Below are 25,879 nucleotides of genomic sequence, written 5' to 3' on the forward strand. Positions count from 1 at the left end.
ACGATGTCTGCTATTTTTGCCGTGGTGGAGGCGTTCAAACCCGCACGGAGTTAGGAGATGATCGAACCAACAACCGGGGTCCAACCGGGGACCATTGCGCACCAATACCGCGTGCTCAACGCAGCCGACGCAGCACGTGTCTGGGTGTTGAAATGGTCTGGTGATGCGAACCACGTCATCGCAAACAAGCTGGGGACAATGCCCACGCGTGTCGCGGACATCCTTGCGGAAAACACGCATTTGGGCAGCAAGGAACAGGCGACCAGGATGGTCGCCCGCTCCGAAAGCTGACTATTCCGCCGGAATGGCCGCGGTTTCTTCGCTGATCGGATGCGCAAGCTTGTTCAGCATCTCTTTCGGACAAATCTGAAGGAAATTGTGTTGCTCGACATCCCAGTGCTGAAGGAGGGTGGCCGCCTTGGCACTCCCCGTCTCTTCCAGATGGCGCTCCAGCAAACCTTCCAGCTGCGCCTTCCAATGGTCCACGGTCACGGGGCAGGTCACTAGCGTTTCCATGTTCATAAGCGCTTGGGCTTTGCCTTCCGGATCATAAAGATAGGCCATGCCGCCGGTCATGCCCGCGCCAAAGTTGGCCCCGATCTCACCCAGAATGACGGCCACACCGCCAGTCATGTATTCACACCCGTTCGATCCACAGCCCTCGATCACCACCTTCGCGCCCGAGTTGCGCACGGCAAACCGTTCGCCCGCGCGACCTGCGGCAAACAGGTAGCCGTCGGTTGCACCGTACAGCACTGTGTTGCCAATGATCGTATTGTCGGCGGCGACAATGGGGGATGCCATGGGCGGACGCACCACGATGGTGCCGCCCGACAGACCCTTGCCCACATAGTCATTTGCATCGCCTGACACTTCCAGCTTCAGTCCCGGCGCGGCAAAGGCGCCCAAGGACTGACCCGCCGACCCGTTCAGTTTCACGGTCAGATGGTCGGGTTGCAGCGTATTGCGCATCCCGAACTTGCGCACGATGTGGCTGCTGGTGCGGGTGCCCACGGTCCGGTGCGTATTCTGCACCGCATATTGCAGCTGCATCTTCTCACCATCCTCAAGGAACCGCGCCGCATCGCGCACAATCTGCGCGTCCAGCGTATCCGGCACCGCATTGCGGTCCTTGTCGCGGTTGTAAACGATGTCCGCCGCCCCATCGACCGAGATCAGCATGGGGTTCAGGTCCAGATCATCCAGATGGGCCGATCCGCGCGACACCTGTGCCAGAAGGTCCGCCCGGCCAATCACCTCATCCAGCGACCGCGCACCAATCTCGGCCAGCAGCTCGCGCACTTCCTGCGCATAGAAAGTGATCAGGTTCACGACCTTGTCCGCATTGCCGGTGAATTTCTCACGCAGGGATTCATCCTGCGTGCAAACACCAACAGGGCAGGTGTTCGACTGGCACTGACGCACCATGATGCAGCCCATGGCGATCAGGGCCGCGGTGCCGATGCCATACTCCTCGGCCCCCAACATCGCTGCCATGACAATGTCACGGCCTGTACGCAGACCACCATCGGTCCGCAGGGTGATCCGGTCGCGCAGGTTGTTCATCGCAAGTACTTGGTGGGCTTCGGTCAGGCCCATTTCCCAAGGCAGACCGGCATATTTGATCGAGGTCGCAGGCGATGCGCCCGTGCCACCATTGTGACCGGAAATCAGGATCACGTCGGCTTTCGCCTTCGCCACACCGGCGGCAATCGTGCCCACGCCCGAAGACGCCACCAGCTTCACCGTCACCTTGCAGCGCGGGTTGATCTGCTTGAGGTCATAGATCAGCTGCGCCAGATCTTCGATCGAATAGATGTCGTGGTGCGGCGGGGGTGAAATCAGGGTCACGCCCTTGGTCGAGTGCCGCAGCCGCGCGATCAGATCAGTGACCTTCATGCCGGGCAACTGCCCGCCTTCACCGGGCTTGGCGCCCTGCGCCACCTTGATCTCCAGTTCTTCGCACTGGTTCAGGTACTCGGCGGTCACGCCAAAGCGGCCAGACGCCACCTGCTTGATCTTGGCGCTGGGGTTGTCGCCATTTGGCTCGGGGTGGAAGTGGGCCGGATCCTCACCGCCCTCACCACTATCCGACTTCGCGCCAATCCGGTTCATCGCCACGTTCAGGGTCTTGTGCGCCTCCGGGCTCAGCGCGCCCAAGCTCATCCCAGGCGTGACAAAGCGTTTGCGGATCGAGGTGATGCTTTCCACCTCTTCCAGCGGCACTGGCTTGCCCAGCGGTTTGATGTCCATCAGGTCGCGCAGATGGATCGGTGGGTTCGACCGCATCTTGGCCGAATACTGTTGCCACATCTGGTAGGACGCCCGGTTGCAGGCCATCTGCATCATGTGCATCGACGTGGCTTCCCACGCGTGGGTCTCACCCGACTGCCGCGCCTTGTAGAAACCGCCAATGGGCAGCACGTTGGTGCCGGTCCAGCCCTGCGCGTGGACCTCTTCCACTTTGGACTGGATGCCGGTCACACCGATGCCCGAGATGCGGCTCGTCATGCCGGGGAAGAACTCGGCACACATGGCACGGGACAGGCCCACGGCCTCAAAATTCAGGCCCCCACGGTAGGACGACACGACGCTGATCCCCATCTTCGCCATGATCTTGAGCAGCCCCTGATCAATGGCATTGCGATACCGCGCCACAGCCTCGGTCAGGGTGCCATCCAGCAGGTTCCGGTCAATGCGGTCGGCCAGTGAATCCTCGGCCAGATAAGCGTTCACGACGGTTGCACCACAACCAATCAGCACGGCAAAGTAATGTGGGTCGATGCATTCAGCACTCCGCACATTGAGCGAACAGAAGGTCCGCAAGCCTTGCCGCGTCAGATGCGAATGCACGGCAGACGTCGCCAGGATCATCGGCATCGCCACCTTGTCGGCATCCGAATGCTGATCGGTCAGCACGATATGCCCGGCACCAGACCGCACAGCGTCCTCGGCTTCGGCCCGGATACGGGTCAACCCCGCGCTCAGGGCGCCTTGTCCGGGCTCAAATGTACAGTCAATCTCGACCAGATCGGCATTCAGCTGCGTAATCAGCTCATCCCACTGCGCATTTCCCACGAACGGGCTGTCTAGCGTGATGATTTCGGTCTGCGCACTGCTTTCATCCAGCACGTTCTTGAGGTTCCCGAACCGCGTCTTCAGGCTCATCACCCGATACTCGCGTAAACTATCAATCGGTGGGTTTGTCACCTGAGAGAAGTTCTGCCGGAAGAAATGCGACAGCGGGCGGTACTTCTTGGACAACACGGCCGACGGCGTATCATCCCCCATAGACGCCAACGCCTCTTTCCCATCCTCGGCCATGGGGGCAAGGATGCTTTCCAACTCTTCAATCGAATAGCCAGCCGCAATCTGACGGCGGCGCAACGCCTCACCCTCAAACAACGCCCTCTCGGTCACACCGGACAGCGCGGATTCAAGATCGGTGATCTTGCCCACCCACTCACCAAAGGGCTGCGAGGCCGCCAGCTGGTCCTTGATCTCGGTGTCGTGGAACAGCTTGCCCTCGACCATATCAATGGCCAGCAACTGGCCCGGGCCCAGCGCACCCTTCTCAACCACACCAGCCTCTTCCAACGGCACCATCCCGGTCTCGGACCCGGCAATGACCATCCCGTCATTGGTCACGACATAGCGCATGGGGCGCAACCCGTTCCGGTCCAGCCCGGCACAGACCCAACGGCCATCGGTCATCGCCAAGGCGGCCGGGCCGTCCCACGGCTCCATCACCGAGTTGCAGTAGGAATACATGTCGCGCCACGCCTGCGGCAACTCGACGGCCTGTTTCGACCACGATTCAGGCACCAGCATGGTCTTGGCCATCGGCGCATTGCGGCCCGCACGCACCAGCATCTCGAAAACGGCATCCAACGCGGCCGAGTCACTCGACCCGCTGGCCACGATGGGCTTGATGTCTTCGGCCATCTCGCCAAAGGCACCCGAAGCCATGCGGATCTCGTGAGATTTCATCCAGTTCAGGTTGCCCTTCAGGGTGTTGATCTCACCATTGTGGGCCAACATGCGGAACGGCTGCGCCAGCCACCACTGCGGGAAGGTGTTGGTGGAATAGCGCTGGTGATAAATGGCAAAGGCGCTCTCGAACCGCTCGTCCATCAGGTCGGGATAGAACTCGGCCACCTGCTCGGCCAGCATCATGCCCTTGTAGATGATCGACCGGCACGACATCGACGCAATGTACAATTCAGGCACCTGCGCAGCGGCAGCGGCCTTCTCGATCCGACGACGAATGACGTAAAGCTCGCGCTCGAACGTCTCTTCGTCCACACCCTTGGAATTCGAGATCAGAATTTGCTCGATCTCCGGGCGGGTCGCGTTCGCCTTCTCACCCAGGCATGAGATATCGACCGGCACATGGCGCCAGCCGTAAATGTAGTAGCCCATGCGCAGCACTTCGGTTTCCACGATGGTCCGGCAGGTTTCCTGCGCGCCAAAGTCAGTGCGGGGCAGAAACACCTGACCCACGGCCACCATTTGATCGCGATTGGGGGTGTGGCCCGTACGCTCGATCTGGTCGTAAAAGAACGCCTCGGGGATCTGCACGTGAATGCCCGCGCCGTCGCCGGTCTTGCCATCGGCATCCACAGCGCCACGGTGCCAAATGGCTTTCAGCGCCTTGATCCCGTTTTCAACAACAGCCCGGCTTTTGGTGCCATCCACGGACACAACCAGACCCACACCGCAAGACGAATGCTCCTCGGCCTCGGAATACAGACCATTCTCGGCCATAAACATGCGCTTGGCTTCTTCGCGGCGAACCCAGTCAGCATCATATTTGGTCATTGGTCGGTTCCTTTCTTCGGGCTTGCGTAACGCGCCAGCGTCGGCTCGCACTCATATAGCGGCGTTTTGGTGAAGAACCCGGGCTCGCCGGGATACACAAAATCAATCGGTGAATTGTCCCAAGAGATGGGCTCGTCAGTGTCGGTCCGCGTGTAGTTGCCACTGATGAAACGGCGCAAACGCGGGATGATGTATTCGTTGCCTTCAAGTTCAAAGACGGTGCCGTCGGCCAACTCGCTGCGCATGGAAAACTGCGTTTTTAAAAGCGTTTCGCCATCAATCACAACCTCACCCGGCAGAATGCGGTCGAAGCCGACATAGCGGTTCAGCCCGTCCGGTCCCTGCTGCTGAAAATCAAGGCTATCGACGCCTGTCTCCAGCAATTCGGTCATGTTGGCCGGATCGGCGGGCGGCTCAACCAGGACGAACCGGCGCATCGGAAACATCTCATAGCTTTCGACCCACTGGGTTTCATAGTCTATCTTGCCCAGATTGCTTGGCCCATCCACGTCAAAGGTGATGCCCCATTGTTCACCCTGGGCATCCGCCTCGCAGGTATACAGATGCGTCACCTCGCACCCACGGCTCTGGATCGTCAAAACCTCGGTACATCCCGCAGGCGGATAGAACCGCGATCCATCCTGCTGTGCCAAGGCCGGAACGGCACTGGCAATCGCCAAGGCAACGCTGATGCTTGCACACAGTTTCATGATGCACCCACGTCCGGGTTGATGGCGACAACATCGTTGCGCGTCAGCCGCTTTTGACCATTGTCCTCCAGACGCAGACCGGCTGGCATATGATCAACAAAGATCTCGTGGCTCAGCGTGAACTCGTCCGGGTCGTCAAAGATGCCAAGCGGCAGATCGGTACCACCAAACCATTTGCCCGGCTTCGTTTGACGGAAATACAGGTTGGTCCCGCACTCCCGGCACCAGGCCCGTTCGGCCCAATCACTGGTGGCACGGGTCGCAATGTGTTCGGATCCAGTCCAGGTCAGATCATCGGTCTTCACGCTGACCTCAAACAACGCCGATCCGGTCCAGCGGCGGCAGGACGGGCAATGGCAGATGCTAAAAGTGGTCGGCACATTGCGCGCAGCAAAGCGGACCGCCCCACACAGGCAGCCTCCGGTCGCTTTGTCCAACATGTCGTTCATCTTCAGACGTCCTTAACCTTCTGGGTCATTCGGGTCAGCGATGCTGTCCTGTTGCCTTCATCTTTCGTTCAGGTTTCGGCCCCATCCCAAACTTCGCGGTTTGAGCCGACAAATGTGCAGTTTTCCAAAATCGCTGGAAAACGGCGTGTTTTCAGGGATACCAAACTTCGCAGTTTCGATCCGAAACTACGCGATTTACTCTGCCGCGATCACCTCGGTTGCCGCGTTGAACTGTTCAAGGATCGCGTCGGCACAGTCCCGACCATCCCGGATCGCCCACACCACCAGCGAAGCACCCCGCACGATATCACCCACGGCATAGACACCGTCGACGGCGGTTTTGCCTGTGGTGAATTGCGCCTTGATCGTGCCCCAGCGGGTGATGTCCAAACCGTCCGTGTTCCAAAGCGTTGGCAGGTCCTCAGGCTCAAAGCCCAGCGCCTTGATGACAATATCTGCCTCTTCGACATAGTCGGCACCTTCGATCAACTCGGGCGCTTGGCGACCCGTGGCATCAGGGGCACCCAGACGCATCTTTTGCACCATGACTCCGGCCACCTTTTCCCCGTCGGTGGTAAAGCCCTTGGGCGCGCTCAACCATTCGAAAACGACGCCTTCTTCTTCGGCGTTCTGCACTTCGCGTTGCGAGCCGGGCATGTTCGCGCGGTCGCGACGATACAGGCATTTCACGCTCGTTGCACCCTGCCGGATCGACGTCCGCACACAGTCCATTGCAGTGTCGCCACCACCAATGACAACCACCCGCTTGCCTTCGGCATTCAGGCGACCATTGTCAAAGTCGGCTACATCATCGCCAAAGCTCTTGCGGTTCGATGCAGTCAGGAAATCAATCGCCTTCTCGATACCGGCTGATTCACCGTTAGGCATTGAAAGATCACGGCTTTTGTACACACCTGTGGCGATGATGACGGCGTCATGTTCTGCACGGATGTCATCGAAAGCGATGTCTTCGCCCACGTTGCAATTCAGTTTGAAGGTCACGCCACCCAGCTCAAGCTGCTCGTTGCGGCGCATGACCACGTCCTTCTCCAACTTGAAGCCGGGGATGCCATAGGTCAGCAAACCGCCAGCGCGATCATAGCGGTCATAGACGGTGACTTGCACACCGGCGCGGCGCAGCACGTCCGCTGCGGCCAACCCGCCGGGACCCGCCCCGATGATGCCAACAGATTCGGCCCGTTCCGTGCTCGGCTTGATGGGCAGAACCCAGCCTTCTTCCCAGGCGGTATCCGTGATGTATTTCTCAACCGACCCAATGGTGACGGTGCCGTGGCCGGACTGTTCAATCACGCAATTGCCTTCGCACAGACGGTCCTGCGGGCAGATGCGGCCACAGATCTCCGGGAAGGTATTGGTCGCCTGGCTCACCTCATAGGCTTCACGCAAGCGCCCCTCGGCGGTCAGCTTCAGCCAGTCAGGGATATTGTTGTGCAACGGACAATGCGACTGGCAATAGGGCACCCCACATTGCGAACAGCGCGATGCCTGCTCCTTCGCCTTCGCATCTGCATACTCGGCATAAATTTCCCGAAAATCCTCACGACGCACCTCAGCCCCACGCTTCTCAGGCATGTCCCGTTCGATCTTCACGAATTTCAGCATCGGTTGTTCAGCCAAGACATATCCTCCAACAAGCGGTCTGCGCCGTTTATGATATAGCGAAGAGAATTAAAAGTCAGTATTGCTGACTTTATTTCAGATTTCTCGTGAAATCGCGGCGTCAGTTTGGGAGATTTGACGCAATATATATCCGTGCCGGACCTATATTCCTGCTTTACGTTCAGAATCAAAGGCTTGTAACGTCACTGTATCACAGGACCAGGCGCAAGATGACTCTTTTTCAACTTCTGATGGTGGCCATCATTCAAGGCATCACCGAATTCTTGCCGGTGTCATCGTCTGGACACCTGATCTTGTTGCCAACGCTGACCGGAACACCAGATCAGGGACTCGCCATCGATGTTGCAGTGCATGTCGGCACGTTGCTCGCGGTTATCCTGTACTTCTGGTCCGATGTACGAACCGCTGCACATGGTTTGACACGGCTCGCACAGCGCAAGGTCGACACCCAGGGCGCATTCCTGGCCCTGTGCCTGATCACGGCAACGATTCCAGCACTGGTAGTTGGCCTTGCCATCAAAGTGACCGGGTTGGACGAAGCCATGCGCAACGCAGCGGTGATCGGATGGACCATGCTGATCTTTGGTCTTGTCCTTTACTGGGCCGACAAACGCGGCCCGACCGATCGCACAGCAGAACGATGGACCATCAAGCACGCGGGCTTGATGGGCCTTGCACAATGCCTGGCGCTGATCCCCGGCACGTCCCGGTCGGGGATCACCATCACCGCCGCACGCGCCCTTGGATACGAGCGAGAAGGGGCAGCCAAACTGTCCATGCTCATGTCGATCCCTGTTATCATCGCGTCAGGTGCGGTGTTGAGTATTGATGTCGTCAGCGATGCAAATTGGGCCGTGATGCGCGACGCGACTATCGCAGCCGCGTTTGCCTTTGTCGCAGCCCTCGCAGCCCTCGTTCTGATGATGCGGTTGCTGCGCAGTGTCAGCTTCACACCGTATGTGATCTACCGCGTCATCCTGGGAATTGGGTTGTTGATCTGGGCCTACAGTTAGACGCGGAGGTTCCGCGCGCTTTCCTTGATCGCATCGTACTGGCCAGACGGGCGGAAGCGCCAGAGATAGTCTGGCAGCACCGAGCTCATCGCAATCGGATCAATCCCGAGATCCTCGAAACCTTTGGCGCCATCGGACACCACGTTGTCATTGCGCAGGTTGCGCACCTGATCGCGCGTGATCTGCGCCGGGACCAGTCCGAGCGTCAGCGCGCTCAGTGTGTCAAAGCCGAACCCCATTGTGGATGCAGCCCAAAATGGAATGTTCACAACGGCACGGCGGCGACGGATCACCTCGAGCATCAAAGTCATTAGTGCCCGGAATGTGCGCACGTCCGGGCCGCCAAGCTCATACACACCGGCAGGGACATCGGTTGTCAGCGCACGTTCGGCAGCTTTGGCAACATCATCAACATAGACAGGCTGGAACCTTGTGTCCGCACCGACGACAGGCAGGATCGGGCCCAAACGGGACATGGATGCGAACCGGTTAAAGAACTGGTCCTCCGGCCCGAAGATGATGGAGGGGCGCAAAATCACCGCCTCGGGCATATACTGCAGTACAGCTGCCTCGCCTTCGGCCTTGGTGCGGGCGTAGTCGCTGGTGCTTTCGGCATCCGCACCGATCGCAGAGACGTGGATCATCTTTTCGACGCCTTGCTCAGCTGCGATGCGCGCAATCCGCTCCGCCCCTTCCGCCTGCACGGCATCAAAAGTGTTCTTGCCCTGTTTGGCGAGGATACCAACGCAATTTACAACGGCATCGGCGCCCATCATCACCTGCGCAACAGACGCATCGTCGCGGATGTTGCACAGGACAGGCTCAACCTGTCCCACAACACCATAGGGTTTGACAAAGATCGCCTCATTCGGACGGCGCACGGCGACACGCACACGCCAACCTGCCTTGGCCATCCGTCTTGCGATGTACCGCCCTACAAAACCGGATCCGCCATAGATCGTGACCAGCTGGGACATGTCTTGCTCCTCGCGCACAGGTTCGCAACGGGTCTATCTGCCGCTTGGCGTGCAGACAAGACGCCAAATTGGCACGGCAAAGGCTGGATTTGAGGTTTTTTCAAAGCCGTCGCTCGGAAGACCCGCGCCATGGCCTGATGATCATGCAGAATCGGATTGACACCCCCAAGCACCACGCTTAAACGACGCTCCACCAACCCGTGCCCAGATGGCGGAATTGGTAGACGCGCTAGCTTCAGGTGCTAGTGTCCGTATGGACGTGGAGGTTCGAGTCCTCTTCTGGGCACCAAAAAATCAGATTAAACTATTGATTTATTTGCGCAATTTGGGGTGGCTCGCCTTGCCATACACCCAATTGTCCACCTTTGGCATACTGGCTGACATGAAGACCGACCGCTTCAGCAAAGCTCAATCATTTGGGATACAGCGTGTTTGAAGTCTAAAAAATTCAGCGGAACTCAAGGTCCAGGGTCGAAAGGAAGTGACGTCCAGTTCATGTATTCCTGCACGCCGAGGACGGTTAGGCTGCCAGTTGTGACCAGCAGGATTAGCAGCACGACATGATAAGGTATTGAAAAAAGCAGCCTGAAAAAGTCAAACCACGCCCGACCGCCAAAAATTCTAGAACGGTAAATTATCCCTACGTTCGCCAAGAAGACTACGAACACGACGGAAGCGCTTATGTCTATGATGTGTGCGTTCAGCCAGTCTGCAAATTTTGCAACCAAGATTTCCTGATCAGTTGCGCCAATCGCGTCCGGAGTTCTGTAAAAGGGAGACAAGAACGCCAAGAGCAGAGCAGAGACGGGAATAATCCTGTTAAAAAACGCCGCTGATAGTTTGCCCTTCTGTTTTTCTTCAAACTCCGCTCTTGCTAGCCCAGCGTCTAGAGATTCTATGGTGGCTTCGCGGAGGTACTGTGGTAAGCCAATTTCCCGCTCGGCTGCGCCGCAGTGCTTTTCGGCAAACGCACGTGCGTACGCGAGTACACCTTTCGCGTCCACAAATGCAGAAGGGGACCTAGATCGCTTCTGTTGAATCACCCAACGAAACAATGAGTAGAGAGTCTCCCGCTTCCAATGAGTGTCGCCTTCCGATGACGGAACGACGTCAAGAATCGTGTCTGAGGTCGGAGCGTGATGTTGATGAACGTGGCAAACGTCGCGAATAAAGAAGAATATTTGAGATGCGACATCCTGAGCTTCCGCTTCAGATAGATTGTTCAAGCTGATTTCAACTTTTCCGTCTCGACTCAGCTCGATTGCAGACAGCCCGCAGCCGGGATGCGAGCTGCGCTCGGCCACAATATTTGCAACTTCATCGAACTTCGCGTCAAACTGATCACCGGCGATAAACTTATAATCGGCGAGCTGCTCCAGCGTTCTTTCAATTTTTGCGTATTCCGCCAAGGATAGCTCGACACAAGGTCCTGAAAGCAGATTGTACTGCTCGTCTTTAAGCGACTTCCCGAACAGTACATAAACGGTATATCCATCTCTCCGCAAAAAACGGTTCAGTAGATCACCGACGCGGTTAAACGGCGCGTCAGTTGTTCTCCGTGTTTGCGAAACGACGACGTACCTTATGCTATCTTCAGCACGCGATAGCTTGAAATTTCGTTTTGGGTTCCGGCCTTGGCCAACAATTGCAAAGGACAGGTTACCGGTAATAGTCGGCACCCAACCACAGAATGTCTTCACTACTAGATTACCAACTTCTCCACGTACTCATCTGACAGCTTCCCTTGTCTGCGCCAATGGCTAGTCGCCTTGTCCCAAACTTTGCCCTTCGAAACGCGTGGATCTCGTAGGCCATCTCGGTCCGTCTCAACTTCACCCTTCAATACTTGTCGCGTGGAGCCTGATAGCGCGGACGCTTCTTTCCATCTATCCCGCCCGATGTGCAAAACAGTGGATAAGACACCTATTGAAATCCCGGCGGCGGTTACAACCAACGCCAAACGTGCGATATCGAATAAAATAGCCAATTTGTGCTCCAACCCCCCCACAAGCGACGGTTTATCGCATGTGAACAGTGATTCGGAAAGCGCGCACTGTGTCAATATATATGTTCGAACAACAGCAATTTTTACTACATATTGTGCTCAAAAGTATATCTGGCGGAACCAATGGCGAACACACAACTACGCTAGAGTAGAGATACCGACCTAGACAACTTCATAGACATTTTTCTTATTTTTATGAACTGCTTAGCGCGCAAACCGTGACGATAGCTCGGGTGTTCTGGACCTGGTGGGTGGCCCCCGCCTGCGCCATGCATCCGACAGACTGACCAGCCGCGAACCGCAGGATTTTTGCATAGAAAGCCAGTGCGCTTGGCTCGGGCGGTGCATCGCTTCGCCGCATGCGCCCTTTGCATGGGGTTATTGTCACTTTTCATCGCGAACCCTCCCCCGGTGTGACACGTCCCCAACAATGGCCTGCCCACCGTCATGTACGTCTACACGCTCGACCCTAACCACCTGTTGCGCCTTGGAGCGATGTTTCTTTAGTGCGTCCATCTGGGCAATGTAGGTGCGGCTGAGGCGACTTACTGACCGTTCAAGGGATTCGCGAACGTCGCAAGACGTCTGATACGTCATCCGTTCAGAAAGCGTGGTCATCGCGACATGTGTCGCCGTCATCTGTGCAACCAGCATCGCCTCCAATGCGTCACGTGGTTCAACCTCCGCAAACATGGCGGAGGCGAAATTAGCATGTGTTTCTGCTGCTTTGCCCAGCGCGGCAACAGCGGTCGTGTAGACTCCCGTTGCGGCTTCTCGGGTCTGCATCCCCATCAGGTCTTGCACCACCCACCCGGAAGGAATGTCAGCTTCAAAGTCGTTACCTTCACCCTTGGTCAAATTCGGGTATGTGCGCAGGCTAGGTGTGGTTTTCGGTTCGTTGCTCATGTTCCCTACCCATGGCTAGATGTAGATATGTCCTGTTTTCTGTGCGTCGGTGGCATTGGATAAATTCGATCTCACGTCACAATTTTAAGGACGGGTTCGGCGCGCTGGGCGCCTTTTTCGTTCGAAGTGTCACAGTCATTGTGACGGGGATGCACGGATTTTGTGCAGGGCTTTTGTTTTGCTCGCCATGCGGTGAAGGATTTAATCGCCGGTTTGCCATCGATAGTCGGCAATTCCTCAAGTGCCCAATGTGCCGCCATTCCTACGCCAGAGGGACCGAGGTGCGGGCCTTGTGTCATGGTGATGAAGCCGCGTGCCTCCAGTTCAGTGAACCAAGAGCCAACCGTGTTGCGATGCACATTCAGCGCCTTGCACGCTTCCCTGTGGCTCAAGATGATGTGCCCATTGTTGCGTCCGTTATAGCGCCGTTTCAGTTCAATGTAGAGCGCACGCGGGCCGGGTTTCAGGGTCGCCCAGGCTTCGGTTGCCTGTAGGTATTCAGGAAGCTGGACGTGACGCCCAGCCCCCCTCTTTCGTTTGTGGTAGGTCCGGGCCATTACCTGCGCTCACCCTGATAATTAAGCTCGCCCAGCGCTCTGAGAATTGCACCTCGCACACCGAATTGGTGGTGGATTTTTCGCTCGAATAGTTCGCGTGGTGTTGGTCGTTTGGGGGCTTGATCCGTCATGCCAAAGCCTCCCCGACGCGGTCGACACATGCCCTCAGGACGTACCGGGCGTGAGTGCCTTTGAAAGGACCGTCATGGGGTTCTGTGACGGTTTCGATGGGTACGCCAAGGCAACGCAGGTTGTGAACGTATCCGCTCCAACGTGGGCCGGGTATGTCGATGGGCGTGCACCCCCGAGGGCCAGCCGCGATAAGCGCCTCAAGCGCCCAACGGTCACGCCCTGACACTGAAATGAGCAATGCTCCTGAATCGTTGAGGTGGATGGTGAACAGGGCTGTGCCCCAGTCTTTCTTGTCAGCCATGAAAGGCTCCTTGCTTGATCTGCAAGAGCGCTGGGCGTATCTAATGGGCATACTTTCCACGGTATATTCCCGCTCGATCCGCCTTGCGCTTGTGCAGAGGGTCGAGCGGGTCTTAGCCCGCATGTGCCGCGATTGCGGCGTCGATATCGGCTTCGGCCCAGTAGAGCCGTCCGCCAATTTTTATGGGCTTGGGCAAGCGGCCCATATCTACGTCGCGGTAGATTGTCGTGCGGCCACGACCGCCCAGTTTTGCTTGTAGGTCTGAAAAGGTTAGATATTGCATCAGCCTGTCTCAAGGTACAGCGACGGGCACTCCGACGCTTTCTGGTGCACAATGTGCCGGATGCTGCGTCACCTTTCGCCCGCTATTCCGTTGACCTTAAATGGGTAATGACAAGCCAATGCGCTGAGCAGCTTTTCGGAATTGTACTTCGTATTCTCGGAATGGGTCAGCTCGATATTCATCCGGTGGCACTGGCGCTAGAGCGTTTCTATTGGGCGGTAGTGGCTTAAAGTGAACGGTTCTAAGAACATAATTTTCTGACAATAAATCAACGGGTAAGGTTGGTTTTCTGCAAATTGAATCGGCTCGGGGAAAATTGACTGTCACGCCATGTCCCAACATCGCGGCAGCGGCAATAACTGCTCCACACTCAGGGGGTGGTGATTGTTTAAGCCTTGTTTTTGTAGCGCCAAGGTGAAGGCCGTATGCTGCCGATACCTTCTTTGCAATGCCTGCAAGTAAGGTATCGCGGTGATGAAGCGTCTTTTTCTTTTTTTTGCGTTTTGGGTCTTTCAAACCGGTGGCGAGTTCTGCTGCAAACCTTTCGGCTCCCTCTGGCATTCGAAAGCCCATCTCAACGTTCTTCGCTAGACAGAACCGTACCTGTCTTGCCGCCCTCAAGCTTCCCAAAAACAGTTTTCGCCATTCATCAACGGAGATATTCGACGCGTGGTAGCCAACAAGTTTTGCATCCTCGCTTTCATACCCAACATATTGGTGCACCGGCCTTAAATGCTCAAAAACGTTCATCAATGCCTGATCCATGTACGGGATATACACCTCACCGTCCTTTATCCACGTCCCGGCTACAGTGACCGCGTAAGCCAACGCCAATTCTAAACGGTTCGCGGGTGTGAAGTATGTCGGAGCCGGTTGGTTCACCGTGCTGACATCTGTGGAAAGTGTGCCTAAGTAGTTGGCGAGTGCATTCCCACTCATAGGACTACGACCTTCGGGTTTTTCTCATGTTCGACTAGACTGCCCGACCAACGCTCCATCAACGATTGTCTCTGTTCGAAATAGTCCGTGCGTCTGTAGCTGCGCTCGACTGCACTGCCTGTTAGATGACCCAGTGCGGTTTCCGCAACTTCATGCGGCGCTTTAGTGGCTTCAGCCACCCAGTCCCGAAAACTCGACCGGAAACCATGCGGGCGTTCGACCATGCCACGTCGCTCCATGAATTTGCTCATGGTCATGTCGGAAATCACACCCTTGCGCACACCGGGAAATAAAAAGCCGTTGCGAGCGAACGGGGTGGCCTCTGAAACGACACGCCGCGCTTCTTGTGACAGTGGCACCCGAAAGTCGGAAGTGGCTCCAACGCGGCCTTTCATAGCGTCTGCCGGGATGGTCCAGATATCCCCAGCAATCTGGTCTAGGTGCATGTGCCTCAGGGGGTAGCTGCGAACTGCCGTAAGGATCAGCATGCGCAAAGCATTTTCCGTAATCGACCCACTGTCCAACGATTGATAAAACGCTGGAACGTCGCGCCAATTGAGAGCTGGAATGTTTTGCGCTTTGTGGCGTTGTTTCCCGAGAAGCGCCTTCGCCTTTTCAGTAGCCTGTAGATCAACGTCTAAGCCCAATGCCGCTGCGTGCCGCATAACGATGCTTAATCGGTTCATCGCCTTGCGCGCCGTATCGGCCTTGTCATGCCAGATGGGTGCAAGCGTGTCGCGGATGTCTCGCTGATCGATCAGCGAGACCGGTGTTTTTCCCAGCTTCGGCAGCACGTGCAGTTCCAGAGGCGAAAACCAGCGCCCTGCTTTGCCGTCGCGCTTTAAGTCTGCCTTGCGGCTTTCAAAGGCATCTAACGCGATGTCGCGCAGAATGTGCAGGTTGCGCTCTGCTTTGCGCCGTTCGCGCTCACGTTCCTTTATGGCGTCCTTGCCATCGCGCACCACACCGCGCCATTTCTCAGCCTCTTGTCGCGCTGCTTTTAGGGTAACGGACGGATAGGGGCCTAGTCCCATCTCGTGTCGCCGCCCGAAACTTGTGTATCTGAGGAACCATTGCGAGCCGCCGTCCGTCCGCTTGTGAAACCACAGCCCGCCACCATCCGCATACTTGCCCGGTTCCTTACTATTGAGTTCCGCATTCGTCAGCTTGTGAATGGGCCGTGCCATCTTCGTCCACCTTTTTAACCACCTTCTACATATGGGGTGCGGTGGTGCAAGATGGAACAGGGTGGGACGTTAAATCATTGTTTTTCCTGCATACAGGAAAGCGGTGAGCTAGGTTGGTGCATCAAGAAACAGGTTTACTATGCCTCTTCTGGGCACCATATACACCACCTCTCCAATTTTGTCTTAAATGCTTGGCCATTCACCGTATTGGCATGTCCGCCAAAATGTCCGCCAGCAAATTGAAAACATCCACACCCCCTTTTGGGCGGGTCGTCCCGAGCCTTAACCGCGCTGGGACCGATACTGCCGCCGAAGCAAGTGCGGCGTTCCGCTGGTGCCGGATGGACACCCGGCCAGCAGGCGCGCGGTTCCCCTCCACCTACGGCAGCACCCCCCACGCTGGAAACCTTCCTGCGTCGGAATAAGCCCAGCCAGCCCGGTCCGGGCCAGACGGAAGGTATCCCGCACATGGATGACGATGAGATCGCGCGCAGGATCACCGTGCTTGAGTAACGGCACGCGCACCTGTCTGATCCGCGCTGATCCATCCTGTTTGGGATCTGGCGTGCGTATACGGCCACCCGAACCAAATGACCGACTTGCTGATAATCCGCGACCCAAGAATACCCCAGAGAAACTGTACAGAAAGTAATATCCCGCTACTTCGCAATCGGCACACGCCTTAGAAAACCACCATACCAAGCGCCTTTGGCAGAACTGATCTTAGAAGCCAACACTAGCGTAACCCGCAGCATCGGTGGCTAAGGACTCGCAGTTAGGTTTCACCGCCACCCGAGCCACTCTCTACTATTAAGAGGCTTGGTCGAAGCTTGGCACCGCGGTATCCTTCCCCAAAAAGAAAATCACGGAGGCGGGACAAATGGCCGAAAAATTCAATTGGCGGGCAATACCTTCGGCTTTTTGTTCGGCTTAGCCGGTACCATTCAAGTTGGGCGCGTCGCTCCAGTCGCAACAGCCATCCAGGATGACCTGTAAATCGACCTGTTCCCAGCAGGAGCTACTGTCGCTAAACCCATTCGACGTCCCAAGCTTGTGGAGTGTTTTTCCTGGACGCGAAATACCGTTCAAAAACCATGCATTGAATTGCGCTGGCGGCAAAACGTGACGCGTCCATACAAGAGGTTATAGAATTGGTTTGCTGCCAATGTAATTAGTCAGTTCGAAGCCGACGCTTTCGCTTAGCTCGGCCTGTGGCAAACCACTGAGAGTAACGTACCCTTGGGCAGCCGTAATAGAAAGTGACCGCATGACGCGTCGTCATTTTGACACAGAACCACCTTGTAAACCCCAATATTTCTTTGGAACCCTAGACCACAGATGGAGCGTACTTTAATCGAAACGCTCAGGCGAATGGGTGAAAGTTAATGACATGTGCTTAGTGAGGTTTTAGCCATATGGAGCGCGTTCTTTTTGGTAATGTGAAAGCCTGGCTGGTTTTGTTTTTGGCAATTTTGGGTCTGTTTGGATCCGTAATGTTGTCGTCATTGGTGCTGTACAGAGTAGAAGGTGGGCAGCGGCTGCCACTAGCTACTACCGCAGCCTTGAACATTGCCCGCTTCCCCCACACTGTTGTTCAGCTAGCACGGGGCGAGCTCAAGCGCGACAACCACGTCGTTCCGGATCGTTTTCCCGACGAACCGACCGGTTTTTCCATCCTTGAGGAGAGCATTGGCGACCCTCAATACCTTTTGGTTTCGCGCTATGACGGAAACATTGGCCGTAGCGTCGTGGAACTTTTACGCGAAGGCGAGGCGGACGTCTTGCACCGTTGGGTTTTCGACAATGCCGAAGACATGTCCTTTGAAAGTGAAGCGCCATTCATCAGTACGCCGATTGCGTCCCAGTCCCACACAATGCGCACTGTTCATCCCTGGCTTGGTGACGATGGCGGTCTATTCGTAAAGGTGCATTTCGGTGCCATGTATCGTGTTGGCGCATGCTCGGACATAGAATGGGTCAACTCCGACTTCATGTTCCATCACGCCCTGGAACAAGATGCGTACGGGAACTTCTGGAGCGTTGGCTCTGGACAAATGACCCCGGAAGTCGCCGATCTTGGGTTTAACGCAGACTTCGTAGACAATCGGGCTATTCAGCTTTCGCCTCAGGGTGAGGTGCTTTACGATCGCTCTGTCATGGAGATTATCATCAACGCGGGTCTTTTGAACCTCGTGAATGACTATGACGCATATCAGATCGACCCGATCCACCTAAACGATGTGCAGCCCGTCTTTGAAGATGGCCAGCTTTCGCGGCGCGGAGACATATATTTAAGCCTGAGCCATTTAAACATGTTGATGCTATATCGCCCGGCGACGAACGAGCTTGTTTGGTGGACACAGGACTACATGATGCAACAACATGATGTTGATATCATTGCGCCGGATGTAGTGCAGATTTTTGACAACAGGAAACGAACCGGTCCGCAGGGTTCCATGACAATCAGCACCAACGAGATTGTGCGCTATCATCTGCCCGAACGAGAGGGCGATCCCGTATTTGCGGAGCCGATGCGGGAGACCAATGTGCGCACTCTCAATCAGGGTCTTGCTGATCAGCTTCCCGGTAACGGGATCATGATGGAAGACACAAATGCAGGCCGTCTGATCAAGTTCAGTGAAACAGGGAAGCCACAGTGGACCTATTTGAACAGATCTGACGATGGTCGTGTTTGGACCCTAAACTGGTCACGTTATATTTCGGCGGCGACGGCAGAGTCCGCACTTGAGCAGTTGAAGGAAGCACAATGCAATATCTGATTGGAGTGGCAGCCGCTGTTTTCTTGACAGCTGCTACACCAGCCATGGCCTATATCGGACCAGGGATGGGGGCAGGGGCGGTCGCGGTCGTTTTCGGTGTGATTGGCAGTATTTTCCTGGCGATTTTCGCGGTGTTGTACTACCCGATTAAGCGGACGTTAAAAAACAGACGCGCGCCTCAGGACACCAGTAACTCTCAAACACCTGATAAATGATTCTGCCCACAATTCTCTTGGCCTTGGCAACGATCCTGGCGGTTGAGGTTGCACTGCGTGTGCCGCTGGACAAAGCCTTGCCGCGTGCAATCCAGAGCAGCAAACGGGCCGTGCAGATCATCGGCGCACGCCATATATCTGACCACTGGAAGGAAAAGGCCTTGCCTGTGTATGCTATGCGCATATTCGGCGCGTCTATGCTGCTGTTTGTGATGCTCATGGCGATTTTGATGCCCTTTGTGATCACTGACATGATCGGGCGTCTTTTTGATATCCACGTTATGGACCGTCTCTTGACGGTCTGGGGAACGATGGCGTCGATGGCCTTGGGACTTTTCTGGCTTTTCCTGCGCAATCGTGTGCGTCGTGGCGAACTATAGCGCCCTAGAACGCATGCTCCATCGCCTCGCACTGGGCAGCAACGTCATGGGTGAGATGCAGTTTGATCTCGAGTGCGGGATCGAGAAACCGAAACCTTTTGCTGGCGGCCAGCATGTCTTTGTCACGGGCCTTGCAAGAGCTGGGACCACGGTCCTGATGCGATCGATTTATGGCAGCGAAGCCTTTGGCACTCTAACCTACCGCGATATGCCATTCGTCATGGCACCAAATCTGTGGGCACGCCTGCACCGCCGATCTTCGCGAGACATTGAAATTAGCGAGCGTGCCCATGGCGATGGTATTTTGGTGAATGCCGACAGTCCTGAAGCGTTCGAAGAAGTATTTTGGCGTATCTTTTTGGGCCATCGCTACCTAAACGACAAAACCAGAGGTCTGGTTCCACATGAGGTTCCATCAGAGGTCTCTGAGAATTTTCGGAAATACGTCCAGCTGATACTCAAGAGGTCTGGGACGACGCGTTACCTTTCCAAAAACAACAACAACATTTTGCGCATTGCGGCGTTATTGGACATTTTTCCAGATGCCAGGATTTTGGTGCCCTTTCGCCGCCCACTGCCTCACGCACAATCTCTTCTCGCGCAGCATCAAAGGTTTTGTGAGGATGGAGACCGCTTCACACGGGCATACATGACGTGGCTCGCGCATCATGAGTTTGGACCAGGGCATCGCCCGTTTGTGTTTTCTGATCAACCTCATAGCGAAGCGCCGCCAACAGAGCTCCTCTATTGGTTGGAGATTTGGGGCGCAGTTTACGGGTATCTGGTCAAGATGTACCAATCTCACCCGCGCGTGCATTTTGTTTGTTACGAACAAATGTGTCACGCCCCACAAGGATGGGCTTCTTTGTCTGATTTGCTGGATCTTCCGGCTGGCAGTCAGTCACATTTCGCTGTGAAAGAGACGTCAACGCCCGCAGCCGCGCCAAAGGAGTTTGAAGCGATTTACCGCAATATGACCTCACTTACTCACTTAGGTTAAACAACCCGTACCAGTGGACCCCACAAGCGCGTGCTCTTTTTGTCCTCAGGTCGGATGGCGGTACGAATCTGGTCGGTTTCCTCGGCAAACCGCCTCCATTTGCTGAAACCGTTTGGTCCGGCCGCTCTAGCGTGGTCTTAGGGTTCCCGATTACGCTGCTAAGGCCGCGTAACGCCATGGCATGAGTTCATCGAGAAGTGTGATTTTGTGGTTGGCGATCAGGGCGAGAACCCAAGTGAGCCAGCCCCACGAGATAGGAGATGCCACGCCCGGCGCTCTGAGTGCCGATTTGGAGTTGGCGACCTACGCGTTGGGTCTCTACGGCAGGTTGGGCCGTCGCGCTGCGTGCGGCCAATTGTTCAGCTACAGTTGCCATTTTCGTGTCTCGCTGTTCTCAACCAGTAACTTGGGAGTCCGTGCTAGCAAGGCAGGAAAATACGCTGGTAGAAAGATCACATGGATCGATGATTCAAGCAAATTGGATTCGTGCCGGTACACGAGCACAAATAAATAAGCGTTTTGGGCGGCGCCCATGAGGTGATAGCTTGTCTGCTAAACAGACAACATACTGCCTAGTGTAGTTGCCTGCGAGCTAATGGTTTACACTGAAGATCCCTGCGGCCGCTCACTGCAAACGCACCAATGACCGGGTTGCGGGACCTAGCCGACTTTTGTTAGGGCGACTATTACTTGCGCAGAAAGCTATCGCGCTTGCAGCAAAGCCGTTTCGGCGGCGCCGCAGATTTCTCTATACCAGTCGTTCAATCGCGCCGAGCCCGACTGATTTCAATACTAACCTTCGTCGCGGCCTAGTCCTACAACCGAGGAGCGGGACGGACCTGCCGGTCGTGTCCGCTATTTGAATATCTTCTTTTCTAGAGCGTCCGGCTTTAAACCTGCCTCCCAGGAGATTCCCCGTGGTTTTGATTTGTGATTCATCCTTCACAGGAGGATTGACCATGTCTGCGCCTCTGCCTTCAGCTCTTCGGGCTGGTTTTCAGTGATTGATCGAGGAAGGTCGCACGGCAGCTTTGCGATCGAAGCTCTCGCCTGACCTCGGCGCACGTTAGTGCCTTGCAATCCGCTCGTTCGGGTTGGGGATGCCAACTGCCAAATATCTGAGGACATCTTGCAAATGTTTGATTTCGGACCGGTAACAGTGTATAACTCTAGGTAGTGTTTTTCTGTCAGTGATATTCATAATGATAATTCTAGCGGGAGGAACTTCTCATGGTCGAAAGACAACAAGGCGGCATGTATCCGATGGACGCCTCCATCACCGAGATGGGGCTGGACAAGATCGAAATCGGAATGCTGACCGAAAAGGCGCGCAAGCTTACCAAGCGCGATCTCGTGGTGTTGCGCGAAACGGCCAAGGAATTTCGAGCCCAGGGCGAAGACAAGGTCGTCGAGGTTTTCGATCAGCGCACTAAGCTCGATCTGCGCGTAGGCGATCTGTCGTCGGTCGCGCATGCGTTCGACGATCTGCAGGACCGGCTGAACGCGACACCCCAACTGGCCGCCGCCGCAGCCTGCTGCTGCTGCACCTGCTGCCCGTGCTGCAGCTGCACCGCCAGCGTCGTGATCGAGGCGACGCATTAGCGACGAGCGCAGTGCGCGTTTCCCGGCAAGATCGGCGCCGAAAGCGTCGGGCCTGACCGGTCGACAGGGCTTTGGATCAGCGGACATCCCGTCGGGATCACGGAGTTGGGGGTGTGTGCCGCCATGAAAGTGCTGCTCGTTCAACCGGACCTGCCCAGCGAGCTTATCGGCTGGGGGGATTTGGGCGCGATAGCGGAGCCGCTTGCGCTTGGCTATCTTTCGGCGGCCGCGAAACTCGATGGGCACGCGCCCCGGTTGCTGGATTTGCGCCTGCATCCCGGCACCCTGCGCGAAACGCTCGAGACGTATCGCCCGGATGTCGTGGGCGTGACCGGCTATTCCATGCATGTGCTGCGCAATCTGGCAATATGTCGCGAGGTCCGATCGGCCCTGCCCGATGCGATCACGGTCGCTGGGGGCCACCATGCGACACTGCTGGCCGAGGATTTTTTCGAGCCGGAAATAGATTTCGTGGTCGAGGGCGAAGGGACCGGACCCTTCCGGGCGATCCTTTCGGCGCTCTCGCGGTCCGAGCGGGGGCCTCGGATCGCGGCGGTCTGGACCCGCGCCGCCGACAATACCTTCGCGTTCGGTGGCCCCGCACCGACATTTGCCATCGACGACATCCCCACTCCCGACCGCGAGATCGCGCAGGCTGATCGGGGCTCATATTACATCGACTGGATGCGACCGATCGCCCTCATGCGCAACTCGGTCGGGTGTCCGTTCCGCTGTTCGTTCTGCTCGCTCTGGAAGATCATGGATGGCCATTACCACAAGCGCAGCATTGAGCAGGTGGTCGACGAACTGGCGGCGATCGAAGAGGAGTATGTCTTTCTCGTTGATGACGAGGCCTTTATCGATACGAAACACATGCTGCAGCTGGCCCGCGCCATCAAGGCTGCCGGTATCCGCAAGAAGTACTTCACCTATTGTCGGATCGACACGCTGATCCGGTTCCGCGATATGCTCGCGGAATGGCACGAGTTGGGGCTGGAACGATTGTTCATCGGCATCGAATCGGTCAGCGACGACGAATTGTCGACCTTCAACAAGCGGTTGCGCGTCGCCCAGGTCGAGGAAGGATTGCGCGTAGCGCGCGAGATCGGGATCAGCGTCTTTGCCGGCTTTATTGTGAATCCGGATTTCACCGAGCGCTCCTTCAGCCGCCTGGTCCGGTTCATCGAGCACAACAAGATCGATTATCCCTCCTTCACCATCCTGACTCCGCTGCCCGGCACCGAGGCCCTGAAAACCTTCGACGCGGTAACCGAGCTGCAGCCCAACGGCCGCCCCAACTGGGAACTGTTCGACCTTCAACATCCGGTCACCGAAACGCGCCTGCCGAAAGAGCAGTTCATGCGGCATTACCGCGACCTGCAAAAGACATTCGCCGCCTCGCTAGGCGAACACCGCGACATCAGAGCCATGATCAAATCAAGAACGGAACCACGCCATGCAGTATGATCACATGCCCGATCCATCGGACAGCGCCGCCTACCGGTCCCTTCCCGCCCAGATTATCGAGATCGATGGCGGCGTCATCGTCGTGCGTGGTTGTACCGAGATCAAGGTAATGGGTGATGGGGCCATCGACGCGGTGCGGCATGTCTGGTCACACGCCGCCGAGGTGCCGGCGAGCATCGCCGAGATCGCCGCCGCCGCGTCCGAACCGGATCGCGAGGGGATCACCCAGCTTGCCCGCAAGCTGATTGAGCGCCGGATTCTTGTAGCCGCCGAGGATGTGGGCGAAACGGATGCGCCACAGGGCGAAACGAGCATGGAGATCTTCCTGTGGCATTTCGGCCTGACCGAGGCCGAAGCGGCCAGTCGGATCGACGAAAAGCGGATCGCTGTAATTGGCGTGAACTCCGTATCGCGGCGACTGTGCGAAGCGCTGCAGGCCGCCGGTATCGCCAACGTGACAGTGGTCGATTTCGCTCTGCTGAGAAACCAGCGTCTGTTCGGGTCGGGCGATGCGCCCGATCTGACCGCGTGGCCAGCCACGGGCCCCGGCCCGATCGCCTATCACAAATGGCTGGACGACAACGATCCGAAGGGGCTGGACTGCCTGATTGTCACATCGGACTTCGGCGCGGCCTCGGTGCTGCGCGACTGGAATGCGTTCTGCGTCGAAAACCGCATCGCGATGCTGCCGATCATGCTGCGCAAGCTGATGGGTTATATCGGTCCCATGGTCATCCCGGGCGAGACTGCCTGCTATCATTGCCTTCAGTCGCGCGAAAATTCGCATATCGACGATTTCGACATGGTGCGCAAAAGCGAGACGCATGCGCCGCAACTTCAAGGCCTGTCGGGGTTCTTCCCCTCGATGGGTTCGATCCTGGGCGATCTGGCGGCGATGGAGTTGTTCAAGTTCTACACCGGCGCGATCCCATCGCGGGCAGCCGGCTCTCTGGTCGAAGTGAACCTGCTGGGCCCGTCCCTTGCGTCGCGCCGCGTATTGCGCGTCCCCCGCTGTCCCACATGCGCCGCGGCGGTCCTGCGCCCGTCCGCCAGCCTCGAACGGGCCGATTTCATCCCCGGGCCGCAGTTCTATGAAGGTGCCGATGCGCCGGACTCGGGCCTGCTGACCCCCGAGGAGAAATTCGGCGGCAAGACCGTCGAGAAGGAGGCGCTGTGACATGAGCGCGGCATTCGCAAGGCTGTCCGGAATCACCGCTGACCTCGTCGATTGGAAGACCGGCATCATCGGGCACGTCGCCGAGATGCCACCACTGCCCGGGGCGCCGGATTTCTTCCATTACTTTTCCAATGCCTGCAACACCAGCGCATTTTCGGAATTCGAGAATTTCAACAATGCCGGCGGCGCCTCGGCCTCGCGCGAGGTGGCGCTGGCCAAAGCGGTGGGCGAGGCGGTGGAACGCTACAGCTCGGCCATCTACGAGGTCGAGGATCTGCCGCTTCACAGCTATGACGAGGCCCCATTCGACTGTGTCGCGCCCGAGACGTGGGCGCTTTACAGTGACGCGCAATACGAGGCGCCGGGCTTTCAATGGGCGCCCTTCATGCGCACGACCCCGGTGCGCTGGACCGGTGCGCTAAACCCTTTGACGGGCGCGCGCATCCATGTGCCTGCCTCGATGGTCTATATGCCCTATTACTACCATCTGGCCGCCGGCGACACGCCGATCGTGCAGCCGATCTCGACCGGCATGGCCTGCCACTGCACGCCGGCCGAGGCGGCGGTATCGGGCGTCTGCGAGGTGATCGAACGCGATGCGCTGATGATCACCTGGCAAGCGATGATCGCCCCGCCGCAGATCGCCGTCGAAACCCTGAGCGATGCCAATTACGACCTTGTCAGCAGGTTCGAGCGGACCGGCTCGCGCGTCACCCTGTTGGACATCACTATGGATGTGGGCGTGCCGTCGGTGCTTTCCGTGCTCTCCTCCGAGGCGCCCGACCTGCCGGCGCGCGTCTTCGCGGCGTCAAGCTCGCTTTCCGCTGAGGAGGCCATACGCAAGGCGCTAGAAGAGCTGGCGCATACCCGCCGCTATTGCCACACAATCAAGTCGTGGATGCCGCGCATCGTACCGAACCCGCCCAGCCACGACAATGTGATCGACCAGCTGACGCATCTGAATTTCTGGACCGATCAGGCGAACGCGCATCTGGCCGATTTCATCTTCCGCTCGCCCGTCCGGCGCGACTTCGACGAGATGGCCGAACTCTCCACCGGCGACGCCTCGGGCGATCTGGAACGGCTGTGTTGCATGGTGGCCGATACCGATCACGAGGCCCTGCTGATCGACCTGACAAGCGACGACGTGCGCGAGCTTGGCCTGACTGTGGTGCGCGCGCTGATCCCTGGATATCACCCGCTGTTCATGTCCTACGGCAACCGCTCGCTCGGCAGCCGTCGGCTATGGACGGTACCGCAGACGCTTGGCCACAAAGGCGTTGCGCCCGAAACCGGCGACAACCCCGCGCCGCATATGTATCCCTGACAGGAGAGAC

Annotated in this window: 23 protein-coding genes and 1 tRNA gene; 12 read left to right on the forward strand and 12 right to left on the reverse strand. The window is 57.1% G+C overall.

Annotation, left to right across the window (positions count from 1 at the left end; translation table 11 throughout):
- Positions 1-57: 57 nt before the first annotated feature.
- Positions 58-291: a hypothetical protein gene (locus Q1A51_RS19725; protein WP_299601501.1), complete on the forward strand. Its 234-nt coding sequence runs from the start codon at positions 58-60 to the stop codon at positions 289-291.
- On the opposite strand, the gene gltB is transcribed toward Q1A51_RS19725, so the two are convergent.
- From gltB to Q1A51_RS19745, 4 genes are all read right to left on the reverse strand, one after another.
- Positions 292-4,821 (reverse strand): glutamate synthase large subunit, encoded by a 4,530-nt coding sequence (gltB, locus tag Q1A51_RS19730; RefSeq protein ID WP_299601503.1) that lies wholly within the window; start codon positions 4,819-4,821, stop codon positions 292-294.
- Positions 4,818-5,531, reverse strand: a complete 714-nt coding sequence (locus tag Q1A51_RS19735) for a hypothetical protein (RefSeq protein ID WP_299203999.1) — start codon at positions 5,529-5,531, stop codon at positions 4,818-4,820. The genes gltB and Q1A51_RS19735 overlap by 4 nt, the downstream gene beginning before the upstream one ends.
- Positions 5,528-5,980, reverse strand: coding sequence for a GFA family protein (locus tag Q1A51_RS19740; RefSeq protein ID WP_299601505.1), 453 nt, complete (start codon positions 5,978-5,980; stop codon positions 5,528-5,530). The genes Q1A51_RS19735 and Q1A51_RS19740 overlap by 4 nt, the downstream gene beginning before the upstream one ends.
- Before the next feature lie 195 nt (positions 5,981-6,175).
- A complete protein-coding gene (locus Q1A51_RS19745) occupies positions 6,176-7,618 on the reverse strand; it encodes an NAD(P)-dependent oxidoreductase (protein WP_299601507.1) in 1,443 nt (480 codons plus the stop codon).
- 212 nt (positions 7,619-7,830) lie between these two features.
- On the opposite strand from Q1A51_RS19745, the gene Q1A51_RS19750 reads away from it, so the two are divergent.
- On the forward strand, positions 7,831-8,634 hold the full coding sequence (locus Q1A51_RS19750) for an undecaprenyl-diphosphate phosphatase (RefSeq protein WP_299601509.1): 804 nt from the start codon (positions 7,831-7,833) through the stop codon (positions 8,632-8,634).
- Here Q1A51_RS19750 and Q1A51_RS19755 read toward each other — a convergent pair.
- Positions 8,631-9,611, reverse strand: coding sequence for a complex I NDUFA9 subunit family protein (locus tag Q1A51_RS19755; protein ID WP_299601511.1), 981 nt, complete (start codon positions 9,609-9,611; stop codon positions 8,631-8,633). The genes Q1A51_RS19750 and Q1A51_RS19755 overlap by 4 nt on opposite strands.
- Before the next feature lie 202 nt (positions 9,612-9,813).
- Between Q1A51_RS19755 and Q1A51_RS19760 the strand changes: the two genes are divergently transcribed.
- Positions 9,814-9,900 (forward strand) — tRNA-Leu (locus Q1A51_RS19760).
- Between the two features lie 169 nt (positions 9,901-10,069).
- Here Q1A51_RS19760 and Q1A51_RS19765 read toward each other — a convergent pair.
- The 7 genes from Q1A51_RS19765 to Q1A51_RS19795 form a co-directional block, all read right to left on the reverse strand.
- Positions 10,070-11,290 (reverse strand): hypothetical protein, encoded by a 1,221-nt coding sequence (locus Q1A51_RS19765; RefSeq protein ID WP_299601513.1) that lies wholly within the window; start codon positions 11,288-11,290, stop codon positions 10,070-10,072.
- 710 nt (positions 11,291-12,000) lie between these two features.
- Positions 12,001-12,522: a hypothetical protein gene (locus Q1A51_RS19770; RefSeq protein WP_299601515.1), complete on the reverse strand. Its 522-nt coding sequence runs from the start codon at positions 12,520-12,522 to the stop codon at positions 12,001-12,003.
- Between the two features lie 71 nt (positions 12,523-12,593).
- Positions 12,594-13,079, reverse strand: coding sequence for a hypothetical protein (locus tag Q1A51_RS19775; protein WP_299601518.1), 486 nt, complete (start codon positions 13,077-13,079; stop codon positions 12,594-12,596).
- A 127-nt stretch (positions 13,080-13,206) separates the two neighbouring features.
- Positions 13,207-13,512, reverse strand: coding sequence for a hypothetical protein (locus Q1A51_RS19780; protein ID WP_299601521.1), 306 nt, complete (start codon positions 13,510-13,512; stop codon positions 13,207-13,209).
- 112 nt (positions 13,513-13,624) lie between these two features.
- Entirely contained in the window at positions 13,625-13,795 is a 171-nt protein-coding gene (locus tag Q1A51_RS19785) for a helix-turn-helix domain-containing protein (protein ID WP_299601525.1), read from the reverse strand.
- A 96-nt stretch (positions 13,796-13,891) separates the two neighbouring features.
- Entirely contained in the window at positions 13,892-14,734 is an 843-nt protein-coding gene (locus Q1A51_RS19790; protein ID WP_299601528.1) for a hypothetical protein, read from the reverse strand.
- The gene (locus Q1A51_RS19795; RefSeq protein ID WP_299601532.1) at positions 14,731-15,921 is read right to left on the reverse strand and encodes an integrase arm-type DNA-binding domain-containing protein; all 1,191 of its coding nucleotides are present in this window, start codon (positions 15,919-15,921) and stop codon (positions 14,731-14,733) included. The genes Q1A51_RS19790 and Q1A51_RS19795 overlap by 4 nt, the downstream gene beginning before the upstream one ends.
- Before the next feature lie 318 nt (positions 15,922-16,239).
- Here Q1A51_RS19795 and Q1A51_RS19800 point away from each other — a divergent pair, with 318 nt between their 5' ends.
- The 9 genes from Q1A51_RS19800 (at position 16,240) to Q1A51_RS19840 (ending at position 25,869) form a co-directional block, all read left to right on the forward strand.
- Positions 16,240-16,434 (forward strand): hypothetical protein, encoded by a 195-nt coding sequence (locus tag Q1A51_RS19800; RefSeq protein WP_299601535.1) that lies wholly within the window; start codon positions 16,240-16,242, stop codon positions 16,432-16,434.
- A 902-nt stretch (positions 16,435-17,336) separates the two neighbouring features.
- Positions 17,337-18,701, forward strand: coding sequence for an arylsulfotransferase family protein (locus Q1A51_RS19805; protein ID WP_299601538.1), 1,365 nt, complete (start codon positions 17,337-17,339; stop codon positions 18,699-18,701).
- Positions 18,689-18,916, forward strand: a complete 228-nt coding sequence (locus Q1A51_RS19810) for a hypothetical protein (protein WP_299601541.1) — start codon at positions 18,689-18,691, stop codon at positions 18,914-18,916. Before Q1A51_RS19805 ends, Q1A51_RS19810 begins: the two co-directional genes overlap by 13 nt.
- On the forward strand, positions 18,913-19,296 hold the full coding sequence (locus Q1A51_RS19815; protein WP_299601545.1) for a hypothetical protein: 384 nt from the start codon (positions 18,913-18,915) through the stop codon (positions 19,294-19,296). Before Q1A51_RS19810 ends, Q1A51_RS19815 begins: the two co-directional genes overlap by 4 nt.
- Positions 19,297-19,309: 13 nt before the next feature.
- Positions 19,310-20,296: a sulfotransferase gene (locus tag Q1A51_RS19820; RefSeq protein ID WP_299601548.1), complete on the forward strand. Its 987-nt coding sequence runs from the start codon at positions 19,310-19,312 to the stop codon at positions 20,294-20,296.
- A gap of 1,230 nt (positions 20,297-21,526) precedes the next feature.
- The gene (locus tag Q1A51_RS19825) at positions 21,527-21,898 is read left to right on the forward strand and encodes a hypothetical protein (protein ID WP_299601551.1); all 372 of its coding nucleotides are present in this window, start codon (positions 21,527-21,529) and stop codon (positions 21,896-21,898) included.
- Positions 21,899-22,021: 123 nt separating this feature from the next.
- A complete protein-coding gene (locus Q1A51_RS19830) occupies positions 22,022-23,365 on the forward strand; it encodes a radical SAM protein (RefSeq protein WP_299601554.1) in 1,344 nt (447 codons plus the stop codon).
- Positions 23,355-24,542: a TOMM precursor leader peptide-binding protein gene (locus Q1A51_RS19835; protein WP_299601557.1), complete on the forward strand. Its 1,188-nt coding sequence runs from the start codon at positions 23,355-23,357 to the stop codon at positions 24,540-24,542. Before Q1A51_RS19830 ends, Q1A51_RS19835 begins: the two co-directional genes overlap by 11 nt.
- Position 24,543: 1 nt before the next feature.
- A complete protein-coding gene (locus Q1A51_RS19840) occupies positions 24,544-25,869 on the forward strand; it encodes a YcaO-like family protein (protein WP_299601559.1) in 1,326 nt (441 codons plus the stop codon).
- Positions 25,870-25,879: the final 10 nt, after the last annotated feature.

Origin of the sequence: uncultured Tateyamaria sp. (assembly GCF_947496075.1) — a bacterium.
Taxonomy (GTDB): domain Bacteria; phylum Pseudomonadota; class Alphaproteobacteria; order Rhodobacterales; family Rhodobacteraceae; genus Tateyamaria.

Coding starts and splice junctions, on each gene's coding strand:
- Q1A51_RS19775 (WP_299601518.1), bottom strand. CDS start 13,079: ATGGCCCGGACCTACCACAAACGAAAGAGGGGGGCTGGGCGTCACGTC.
- Q1A51_RS19725 (WP_299601501.1), top strand. CDS start 58: ATGATCGAACCAACAACCGGGGTCCAACCGGGGACCATTGCGCACCAA.
- Q1A51_RS19830 (WP_299601554.1), top strand. CDS start 22,022: ATGAAAGTGCTGCTCGTTCAACCGGACCTGCCCAGCGAGCTTATCGGC.
- Q1A51_RS19785 (WP_299601525.1), bottom strand. CDS start 13,795: ATGCAATATCTAACCTTTTCAGACCTACAAGCAAAACTGGGCGGTCGT.
- Q1A51_RS19740 (WP_299601505.1), bottom strand. CDS start 5,980: ATGAACGACATGTTGGACAAAGCGACCGGAGGCTGCCTGTGTGGGGCG.
- gltB (WP_299601503.1), bottom strand. CDS start 4,821: ATGACCAAATATGATGCTGACTGGGTTCGCCGCGAAGAAGCCAAGCGC.
- Q1A51_RS19810 (WP_299601541.1), top strand. CDS start 18,689: ATGCAATATCTGATTGGAGTGGCAGCCGCTGTTTTCTTGACAGCTGCT.
- Q1A51_RS19790 (WP_299601528.1), bottom strand. CDS start 14,734: ATGAGTGGGAATGCACTCGCCAACTACTTAGGCACACTTTCCACAGAT.
- Q1A51_RS19770 (WP_299601515.1), bottom strand. CDS start 12,522: ATGAGCAACGAACCGAAAACCACACCTAGCCTGCGCACATACCCGAAT.
- Q1A51_RS19780 (WP_299601521.1), bottom strand. CDS start 13,512: ATGGCTGACAAGAAAGACTGGGGCACAGCCCTGTTCACCATCCACCTC.
- Q1A51_RS19735 (WP_299203999.1), bottom strand. CDS start 5,531: ATGAAACTGTGTGCAAGCATCAGCGTTGCCTTGGCGATTGCCAGTGCC.
- Q1A51_RS19755 (WP_299601511.1), bottom strand. CDS start 9,611: ATGTCCCAGCTGGTCACGATCTATGGCGGATCCGGTTTTGTAGGGCGG.
- Q1A51_RS19795 (WP_299601532.1), bottom strand. CDS start 15,921: ATGGCACGGCCCATTCACAAGCTGACGAATGCGGAACTCAATAGTAAG.
- Q1A51_RS19805 (WP_299601538.1), top strand. CDS start 17,337: ATGGAGCGCGTTCTTTTTGGTAATGTGAAAGCCTGGCTGGTTTTGTTT.
- Q1A51_RS19825 (WP_299601551.1), top strand. CDS start 21,527: ATGGTCGAAAGACAACAAGGCGGCATGTATCCGATGGACGCCTCCATC.
- Q1A51_RS19750 (WP_299601509.1), top strand. CDS start 7,831: ATGACTCTTTTTCAACTTCTGATGGTGGCCATCATTCAAGGCATCACC.
- Q1A51_RS19820 (WP_299601548.1), top strand. CDS start 19,310: ATGCTCCATCGCCTCGCACTGGGCAGCAACGTCATGGGTGAGATGCAG.
- Q1A51_RS19840 (WP_299601559.1), top strand. CDS start 24,544: ATGAGCGCGGCATTCGCAAGGCTGTCCGGAATCACCGCTGACCTCGTC.
- Q1A51_RS19815 (WP_299601545.1), top strand. CDS start 18,913: ATGATTCTGCCCACAATTCTCTTGGCCTTGGCAACGATCCTGGCGGTT.
- Q1A51_RS19835 (WP_299601557.1), top strand. CDS start 23,355: ATGCAGTATGATCACATGCCCGATCCATCGGACAGCGCCGCCTACCGG.